Below are 516 nucleotides of genomic sequence, written 5' to 3' on the forward strand. Positions count from 1 at the left end.
CACCGAGGCGCTGATGTTCCAGACCGGTTATCTGACCATCGATGAAGAGATCAACCTGTCCGGCAATTGGTTTTACCGCCTGCGCTATCCCAACCGCGAAGTGTTCCAGAGCCTGCACGGGCGCCTGCTGAGCCGCTGGGCGCCCAGCGAGCGCTCCAGTTCGCAGCGCATGTCCTTGCACCGGCTGCTGCGCGCCAACGATTTCGCCGGTCTGCAGCAGCTCTTCACCGCCTTCTTTGCCAGCATTCCGCACGACTGGTATCGCAACAACCCGATCGCCCAGTACGAAGGCTATTACGCCAGCGTGTTCTACAGCCACTTCGCCGCGCTGGGGCTGGACATCCGGCTGGAGGACGTGACCCACAAGGGCCGCATCGATATGGCCGTGCTCTTCAACGGCAATGTGTATCTCTTCGAGTTCAAGGTGGTGGAGTTGGCCCCCGAGGGCAAGGCGCTGCAACAGCTGCGGGAGCGAGCCTATGCCGACAAGTTCCGCGCCCGCGGCGAGCCCATCCA

The 516-nt window shown here is 62.6% G+C and carries 1 protein-coding gene; it reads left to right on the forward strand.

Going from position 1 to position 516, the window contains the following annotated elements; all coding sequences use genetic code 11:
* Window positions 1–516, forward strand: a 516-nt coding sequence (locus tag MXC99_RS00230) for a PD-(D/E)XK nuclease domain-containing protein (RefSeq protein WP_247723643.1), incomplete at both ends; no start/stop codon positions are given.

Origin of the sequence: Thauera aromatica, from assembly GCF_023093595.1 — a bacterium.
Taxonomy (GTDB): Bacteria; Pseudomonadota; Gammaproteobacteria; order Burkholderiales; family Rhodocyclaceae; genus Thauera; species Thauera aromatica_A.